This is a genomic window from Phenylobacterium sp., assembly GCF_035309685.1.
Classification (GTDB): Bacteria; Pseudomonadota; Alphaproteobacteria; order Caulobacterales; family Caulobacteraceae; genus Phenylobacterium.
Map to the genome: position 1 here is coordinate 80,454 of NZ_DATGEX010000049.1, position 7,867 is coordinate 88,320.

At 68.4% G+C, this 7,867-nt stretch carries 7 protein-coding genes and 1 pseudogene; 4 read left to right on the forward strand and 4 right to left on the reverse strand.

All coding sequences use genetic code 11. The features are described 5' to 3' along the window. Positions 1-56 precede the first annotated feature (56 nt). Both VKQ35_RS16035 and VKQ35_RS16040 read right to left on the reverse strand, forming a co-directional pair. Entirely contained in the window at positions 57-824 is a 768-nt protein-coding gene (locus VKQ35_RS16035) for a tetratricopeptide repeat protein (RefSeq protein ID WP_324363395.1), read from the reverse strand. A 157-nt stretch (positions 825-981) separates the two neighbouring features. Beyond that, positions 982-3,960 (reverse strand): TonB-dependent receptor plug domain-containing protein, encoded by a 2,979-nt coding sequence (locus VKQ35_RS16040; protein ID WP_324363397.1) that lies wholly within the window; start codon positions 3,958-3,960, stop codon positions 982-984. Between the two features lie 375 nt (positions 3,961-4,335). On the opposite strand from VKQ35_RS16040, the gene VKQ35_RS16045 reads away from it, so the two are divergent. The 4 genes and pseudogenes from VKQ35_RS16045 to VKQ35_RS22070 all read left to right on the forward strand — a co-directional run. Further along, entirely contained in the window at positions 4,336-4,890 is a 555-nt protein-coding gene (locus VKQ35_RS16045; RefSeq protein ID WP_324363399.1) for a hypothetical protein, read from the forward strand. A 4-nt stretch (positions 4,891-4,894) separates the two neighbouring features. Then, positions 4,895-5,305 (forward strand): TIGR01244 family sulfur transferase, encoded by a 411-nt coding sequence (locus VKQ35_RS16050; protein ID WP_324363401.1) that lies wholly within the window; start codon positions 4,895-4,897, stop codon positions 5,303-5,305. 8 nt (positions 5,306-5,313) lie between these two features. After that, positions 5,314-6,216, forward strand: coding sequence for an MBL fold metallo-hydrolase (locus tag VKQ35_RS16055; protein WP_324363403.1), 903 nt, complete (start codon positions 5,314-5,316; stop codon positions 6,214-6,216). Positions 6,217-6,988: 772 nt separating this feature from the next. Continuing rightward, a pseudogene (locus tag VKQ35_RS22070) lies at positions 6,989-7,081 on the forward strand (PEPxxWA-CTERM sorting domain-containing protein); the annotation flags it as partial. Here the strand turns inward: VKQ35_RS22070 and VKQ35_RS16065 are convergent. Both VKQ35_RS16065 and VKQ35_RS16070 read right to left on the reverse strand, forming a co-directional pair. Beyond that, entirely contained in the window at positions 7,078-7,608 is a 531-nt protein-coding gene (locus VKQ35_RS16065; protein ID WP_324363407.1) for a GNAT family N-acetyltransferase, read from the reverse strand. The pseudogene VKQ35_RS22070 and the gene VKQ35_RS16065 sit on opposite strands and share 4 nt — an antisense overlap. Positions 7,609-7,612: 4 nt before the next feature. Next, positions 7,613-7,867: AMP-binding enzyme (locus tag VKQ35_RS16070; RefSeq protein ID WP_414692356.1), on the reverse strand; the 255-nt coding region annotated here is incomplete at its 5' end.

Below are 7,867 nucleotides of genomic sequence, written 5' to 3' on the forward strand. Positions count from 1 at the left end.
GGTTGCGACGAACGCGCCATCAGGTAAGCGCAACGGTCAGGCTGGCTCAGGCGGCCTTAGGCGTCGAACTTGCGCTCGCGGTCGGCGGCGAACTGGTCGAGCATGGCCTGCGCGAGCTTCACCATCGGCGGCGGGACCCGCGGATCGGCGATCATCGCCCGCAGTCGGGCCTCGCCGGCGTCGAAGTCGCGTTCCGCCAGGTCGGCGCGGGCCAGCACCAGCACCGCGTCGGGATAGCCCGGCTCGGCCGCCAGCACCTGCTCGGCGAAGCGCCGCGCCGTCGCGTGGTCGTCCTTGCGGCTGGCGGTGGAGGCCAGGCCCGCGATGGCCAGCAGGTTCCCCGGCTCCAGCTCATACGCCTTGGCGAAGGCCGCCTCGGCCTCCGGCGCGCGGTCCAAGGCCTCCAGGATCACGCCTCGCGCCGCGTGGGCGTGGCCAAAGCCCGGCTGGACGGCGATCAGGGCGTCGAAGTGCGGCAGAGCGGCGTCGAACCGCTGCAGGCGAAAGAGGCACAGGCCCAGGGCCTGGCGCAGGCCGAGGTCGTTCGGGAAACGCCGGTGGGCGCGGTCCAGCATCGCCAGCGCCTCGCCGAACCGGTCCTCGCTCTCCAACCGCTCGGCGGCCAGGTTGAAGACCAGCGGATGCTCCAGCCCTCCGGCGAGCGCCGCCTCGGCGAGCGCCACGGCGGCCTCGACGTCGCCCGCCGCCAGCGTCTGCTCGATGGCCTGCAGCTGCGCGCGGTCGGCCTGCGCGTCCCTCGGCGCGATGGCCTGCGGCTTGGGCGGCACGGAGAGCCGTATTGGCCCGGACTTGAACTCCACCATCGGCTGTCACGCCCTTCGTCAGATCGGTCGCGACCCTAGCTCCGCCGCATCTTCGCGACCACGGAAAAGGGCGGCGGAATGCTCCGCCGCGGGGCGCCCACGAAAAAGGGCGGCGGATTGCTCCGCCGCCCGATCTCTTGAGAGATGAGTCTCGGCCTTAGAAGTCGGCCGTCAGACCCACGTACACGTAGCGGCCGAGCGCGTCGTACACGTTCGGGAAGGTGTTGCCGTTGCCGAACGGGCCCGGCGCCACCGTGGAGTCGGCGAGCGGCGGATCCTTGTCGAACACGTTGTTCACGCCGATCCGCAGGTTCAGGTTGTTGTGGATCGTCACGTTGGCGACCAGGTCGATGTAGTTCTGGGCGCTGAACTGCTTGTCGTCCGCGAACTGGTTCCCGGGGTTGTTCAGCTGCGGGTTCGAGTCGTAGGCGTCCAGGCTGACCTTGCCGAAGTAGCGCCACTGCATCGACAGGCTCAGCGACTTGAACCAGTCGCCGTAGGAGTACGGCGTGTTCCAGGTCAGGCGCGCCTTGTGACGCCATTCCGGAGCCGGCGTGCCGCAGACCGAGCCGTAGAGGCCCTTACAATCGTAGCTGGCGCCACCCGGCAGCGGCTGGGTGATCAGGGTGTCGAGCCAGGTGCCCACGATGCTGGCCGAGATCGAGCCGTTGTCGCCCAGGCCCCAAGCCGACAGGTCGGTCCGGTAGGAGGCGTTGATGTCGACGCCGGTGGTCTTCAGCGAGCCGGTGTTCAGCGTCGTGTCCTGCACGAAGCCTTGGTTGCTCAGCCATAGCGAGCCGTTGGCGTCGCGGTGGATCAGGCTGCAGAAGGTCGGCGACTGCGTGTTGATGCACTGGGTCTGGATCAGGTTGGCCCCGTAGCCGCCGATGAACGACTCCACCTTGATGTCGAAGAAGTCGGCGCTGAGGTTCAGGCCCGGCGCGAAGCTCGGCTGCCACACCACACCGGCGGTGTAGGTGTCGGCGGTTTCCGGCTTCAGGTTCGGGTTGCCGCCGCCTTGGCCATTGTACTGGTTGGCCGGGTTCTTCTCGATGCCCAGGACTTGCGCCGTGGTCAGGTGGAAGATCGAGGCGCAGGTGGCGACCAGCGGGTTGGCCGCCGTCAGGCCGGCGCAGGGGTCGGAGTTGCCGTCCAGACCGACGGTCTGGGTCTGGAAGAGCTCGGTGATGTTCGGCGCGCGGACGGCGCGGTTGTAGCCGCCCCGGAAGCGCAGACCGTCGATCACTTCCCACTCACCGGCCACCTTGTAGGTGTTGGTGTCGCCGACCGAGGAATAGTCGGAGAAGCGGTAGCCGAGCTCCAGGGACAGGTCCTTGGCGAAGGGCATGTCGCTGACCAGCGGCACGCGGGCTTCGCCGAACAGTTCGTAGACGTCGAAGCTGCCGTTGGTCGGCGCCGCGGCGCCGCCGTTGCCGTTCACCAGGCCGTTGACCGACAGGAAGTCGGCGCCGTTGTCGAGGTGCTCGCGGCGGTATTCGCCGCCGAACGCCACGCCCACGCCTTCAGACGCGTAGGGGCTCTTGATCCCGTAGTCGCCGAGCTTGCCGGTGAAGGCCAGGCTGACGACCCGCTCGCTGATGTTGGTGAAGTTGAAGCTGTTGATCGCCAGGAAGTTGATCGCGGCCGGCGAGATGAACTGCGAGGTGAAGATGTTGATCGGCACGCAGCCCGGATCGGCGCCGGCGGCGCAGACCGGACCGTTGGGGCCGGGAACCGCGTTCAGCGACTGGTTGATGCGGGTGGTGTCGAAGTTGCCGGACTGGCGGTTGTTCACCGTCACGACGCCGTACTGCATGTAGCCGTCGTAGTTCCAGTTCTTGCCCAGGTCGCCCTTCATGCCGATGACCATGCGGTAGTCGTTGTGGCGGAACTGGGTGAGGCGGCCGCCCTGCTCTTGCGGGAGCAGACGACGGGCGACGGTGCCGGTGAAGATGCCCGCCGGGTTGGTGGCGCAGGTGCCGCCGCCCGTGGCCGCGGTCGGGACCAGCAGGCCCTTTTCCTGGGTGCTCAGCAGCGGGTTGGCGCAGTCGATGCTGAACGTGCCGGCGAAGATGCCGCCCGCCGCGATCTGAGCGGTCGAGTTGTCGTCCATGAACATGGTGTCCATGTACGCGTCGGCCCACGGCGCGATCTCGTAGTGGGCGAAGGCGCCCAGGCTGTAGCGTTCGTCCGGACGGGCGAAGAAGTTCGCCGGGCCGAAGTTGAACACGTCCGTCGCCACGCGGGTGCGGAAGGTGTTGAAGGTGGTCGGGTCGACCAGGAAGCTGCCGACGCGGGCCGGGAAGGCCGTGCCCGAACCCGAGCAGGTGAAGCCCGCGGCCGTGGAGGCCAGGGTGCAGGCCGAGAAGTCGCGGTCGGCTTCGAGGATCGCGTTGTTCTGACGATAGGTGGCGTAGGCGGTGACGTTGCCCTTACCGTCCGGGGCGTTGGCGCCGATGATCATCGTCACCTGCGAGGTTTCGCCTTCCCAGAGGTTGCCCGGGATCGCGAACTGCGAGGGGATGATCGCGGTCTTGGCCGCCGCGGTCAGAGCCGCTTGGCCGACGCTGTTGTTGTTGTCGTGCTGGTAGCCCGAATATTGCGCGTCGATGCGCACGCCTTCGAAGTTGTGCAGCATGATGAAGTTGACGACGCCCGAGACGGCGTCGGCGCCGTAGGTGGCCGAGGCGCCGCCCGTCAGCACGTCAACCCGCTCGACCAGGGCCGAGGGGATGAAGTTCAGGTCGGTCGGGGTCGGCTGGGCGCGGCGGCCGTCGATCAGCACCAGGGTGCGCGACGAACCCAGGTCACGCAGGTTGACCGTGGCGGTGCCGTTCGAACCGTTGGTGATCGAGGAGCCCTGGCCGGCGAACACCTGCGGGAGCGCGTTGGTGATGTCTTCGATCCGGGTGATGCCCTGCGACTTGATGTCGGCGTTGCCGACCGTGGTGATCGGGGCGATGGAGGTGAGGTTCGGCGACGGGATGCGCGTCCCGGTCACGACGATTTCGGAGACTTCGCCGTTGGCCGCGTCAGCCGCGGCGGCGAACGCCTGGGACGCGGATAGCCCCAGAAAGGCCACGCCGCAGATCATCGAGGAGGCCAACAGGCGCTCCCGGGTGCTTTGAATTTTCAAGGTCTAAATCCTCCAGCGGCCGCCCCGAAAAGCGCGCCTGCCCCCAAACAAAATTGCCCCCGGAGTCGCAGTCGATCCCGGTTACGGCGGAGTTACGGGCGTATCTGACGCTCGGTCAACGAACATTAGCTTTTGGCAATGTTGTCGAAGGCGACCTGTCGCATTCTGGTCACAGATTGGGCGCGGGGATGGCGATGCGCGCACAATTCGCCCCCGGACGGGGCAAATGCGTGGGGGTTCATGCGTCGTTTTTGCCGGCCCCGAGGGTGGTTTTGCATGCAGCCGCGCATGGATAAAAGTCAGGCGGCCCAAAACCGGACAAACTCGGAATCCGAAGCTATTGAGGGACAACCTTTGACAGTCGGGAATCGATCGATGACAGCGTTTGGGCCAAAGCCGCGTTTCGCCGCCGCCACCCTCTTGATCGCGGCCGTCGCCGGCGCCGCTGCGGCGCCCGGTCTGGCGGCCGAGCCGGCCGCGCCCGCCCGCGCCGCCCAGCTGCAGCAGCTCCTCGATTGCCGCAAGCTCACCGACCCGACCCAGCGGCTGGCCTGTTTCGACCAGGCCGCCGGGGTCCTCGACCAGGCCGAGGCCAAGGGCGACGTGGTGGTGGTCGACCGCGAGCAGGCCCGCAAGGTCCGCCGCCAGGCCTTCGGCTTCACCCTGCCCTCGATGTCGCTGTTCTCGCGCGGCGAAAAGCCGGAAGAGATCACCTCGGCCGACGGCGTCATCGCCAGCGCCCGTCAGCTGCCCACCGGCAAGTGGGAGTTCACCCTCGAGGACGGCGCCCGCTGGGTGCAGGTCGACCTGACCGAGATTCCGCTGACTCCCAAGCCCGGCCAGAAGGTGAAGATCAGGACCGCCTCGATGGGCAGCTACGCGATGAGCGTGAACAACCAGCGCGAAGTGAAGGTCCACAGGGAGCAATAGCGCCATGAGCGACTTCCGACGCGTCACCGACGACTTCACCACCGCCCCGCAGATCTCGACCGCCGACGTGGCCGAGGCGGCCCGTCAGGGCTTCGTGGCGATCGTCTGCAACCGTCCCGACGGCGAGGATCCCGGCCAGCCGTCGGCCGCCGAGATCAAGGGCGCGGCCGAGGCCCACGGCCTGACCTACGCGCACATCCCGGTGCGTGGGAGCCCCGGCCCGGCCGAGGTCGAGGCCATGCGCCTGGCGGTGGAGGCCGCCGACGGCCCGGTGCTCGCCTACTGCCGCTCGGGCACGCGCTCGATCACCACCTGGGCGATCGGCCAGGTCATGTCCGGCGCGCGGCCGCGCGGCGAGCTGGTCAGCCTCGGCCGCGCCGCCGGCTACGACCTCACCGCCGCGCTCGGCGGCTGAGCGGCCGGATGGCGATCCCTTACGTCCGCGAGATCGAGTTCGAGTACGGCGCCTGCGACCAGGTCTCGCCGCTGATCCGCCGGGTGGTGGCCGACAACCCGGGACCCTTCACCTACAAGGGCACCGGGACCTACATCGTCGGCAAAGGCGAGGTCTGCGTGATCGACCCCGGCCCGGATCTGCCGGAACATCTGGCTTCCATACTTCGGGCTGTGGAAGGCGAGCGCGTCACGCACATCGCGATCACCCACCACCATTCCGACCACTCGCCGCTCGCCGGCCCACTGAAGGCCGCCACCGGAGCTGTGATCTACGGCTGCGCCGTGGCGGGCCATGAGGCCGAAGACACCGGCGAGGTGAAGATGGAGGCCGGCCACGACCACGGCTTCGCGCCCGACATCAGCCTCTGCGGCGGCGGCGAGATTTCCGGCCCCGGCTGGACGCTGGAGGCGATCCCGACACCCGGCCACACCTCCAATCACCTTTGCTACGCGCTCAAGGAAGAGAACGCCTGCTTCACCGGCGACCACATCATGGGCTGGTCGACGACGGTGATCACCCCGCCAGACGGCGACATGACCGCCTATCTGGAAAGCCTCGCGCGCATCCGGGCGCGGAACTTCACGACGTTGTGGCCGACCCACGGCCCGCCGATCCTCAAGGTCGCGCCCTTCATCGACGCCTACGCCGCCCATCGCCGGGAACGCATGGACCAGATCCTCCTGGCGCTCTCCCAGGGCCCGGCGACCATCGGCGAGCTCACGCCCCGCCTCTACGCCGACGTCGACGCCCGGCTGTGGCCGGCCGCGGCCCGCTCCATGCTGGCCGCCATCATCCACCTGGAGCACCAGGGCGAGGTCGAGACCAACGGTCCGCCGGGCCCGGACACAGTCTACCGCCTGGCCGGTTGAGAGCCATTCTCACTCGCAGATTCACGCGCAAGGGGAGTCCATTATGGATTTATAATGCGTGGGTCTATGCCGAGCCGCAGGGCGTTATAGTTAAGCTTTGAGGTCGGGCATGATCGGTCGGAAATTCGCATTGGCGGTCGTCGCCGTCACCTTGGCCTTGGCCACTTCGGCCTATGCGAAGCACAACGGCCCGCCGCCTCCGCCGCCCGGCCCGACCCTGGGCGCGACCCTCTGCTCGATGAGCGACATCAGCGTCGGCGGCAGTACGCCCACGGGCCTCTGCGCCGGCTGGTTTTCGGGCAACCTGAACGGCGGCAGCGACGCGATGAACACCGACTCGGCGATCGCGCTGAACCAAATGCTGGGCGTGACCACCTATACCGCTGCGAGCTTCGACACCCTGCACAACTTCGCCGTCAGCGGGCCGACCGTCGATTTCGGGACGGCGCTCTATGGCGAGACCATCGTCAGCTTCCACGTGGGTGGGGCCAAGGGCAGCAAAAACATCCCCGCCGTCGGCTACGAGTCCACCGCCTTCTTCGAGTTCAACGCCGGCGACCTGGTGGGCGGGCTCGAGACCATCACCTTCAATCTGGCGGGTCTGTCCAACGCCGAGCTGATCTCGACCGGGAGCTATGTCCCGCCGCCGCCGCCGCCCTGCACCGAGAACTGCGGGCCGCCCCCTTGCACGCTCGATTGTGGCCCGCCGCCCTGCCTCGAGAACTGCGGCCCGCCGCCCTGCACCGGCGCCTGCGGCGGCGGCCAGGTTCCTGGCGTGCCGGAACCGGCGGCCTGGGCGCTGATGATCGTCGGCTTCGGCGGGGCGGGCGCCATGGTTCGCCGCCGCCGGGCCGTCGCCGGCTAAAGCGCCTTCTCCAGCACCACGAAACTCAGGTCATCGCGCCTGGGCCTGCCGAAGCGGTCGTCGCCGTAGGGGAACGGCCGCACCTCGCCGGTGAGCGCGTAGCCGCGGCGCTGATACCAGGCGATCAGCGTGTCGCGGACGTTGATCACGGTCATCTGCAGCCGCGTCGCGCCCCGCGCCCGGGCGAAATCCTCGCCGGCGGCCAGCAGGCGGCGGCCGAGCTTCTGATCCTGCCGGTCGGGCCGCACGCTCAGGAGGCCCAGGTACCAGGTCGCCCCGTCCGCCGGAGGCTCCAGCCAGAAATGGCCCAGGAGTTCGCCCGCCTCGCCCCGCCAGGTCAGCAGGCGCGCGTCCGGATTGGCGGCGATGTCGGCGCGCAGGGTCTCAGGCGTCGTCCGCAGGCCCTCGAGATAGCTTTCGACCGTCCAGCTCGCGACCTCGCCGGTCCCGCGGTAGGCCCAGTTGGTGAGCTCCGCGATCTCCTCGATGTCGGCGTCGCCAGCCCGGCGCAGATCGACCTGCGTCAAGACCTCAGGCCGTTTCCTTGGCTTTGGCGGTCGGCAGGACATAGCCCTTCATCCGCTCGCGGATCAGCTTCTTGTCGATCTTGCCGGTGGCGCCCAGCGGGATGTCGTCGACGAACAGCACGTCGTCGGGCGTCCACCACTTGGCGATCTTGCCCTCCAGGAAGGCCAGGAACTCCTCCTTCGAGGACTGCACGCCCGGCATCAGCTTGACCAGCAGCACCGGCCGCTCGTCCCACTTGGGGTGCGCCGCCCCGATCAC

What these genes read in the sequence shown, in the direction of transcription:
- VKQ35_RS16055 (WP_324363403.1), top strand. Translation starts at nt 5,314, where the DNA reads ATGGCGATCCCTTACGTCCGCGAGATCGAGTTCGAGTACGGCGCCTGC.
- VKQ35_RS16050 (WP_324363401.1), top strand. Translation starts at nt 4,895, where the DNA reads ATGAGCGACTTCCGACGCGTCACCGACGACTTCACCACCGCCCCGCAG.
- VKQ35_RS16035 (WP_324363395.1), bottom strand. Translation starts at nt 824, where the DNA reads ATGGTGGAGTTCAAGTCCGGGCCAATACGGCTCTCCGTGCCGCCCAAG.
- VKQ35_RS16045 (WP_324363399.1), top strand. Translation starts at nt 4,336, where the DNA reads ATGACAGCGTTTGGGCCAAAGCCGCGTTTCGCCGCCGCCACCCTCTTG.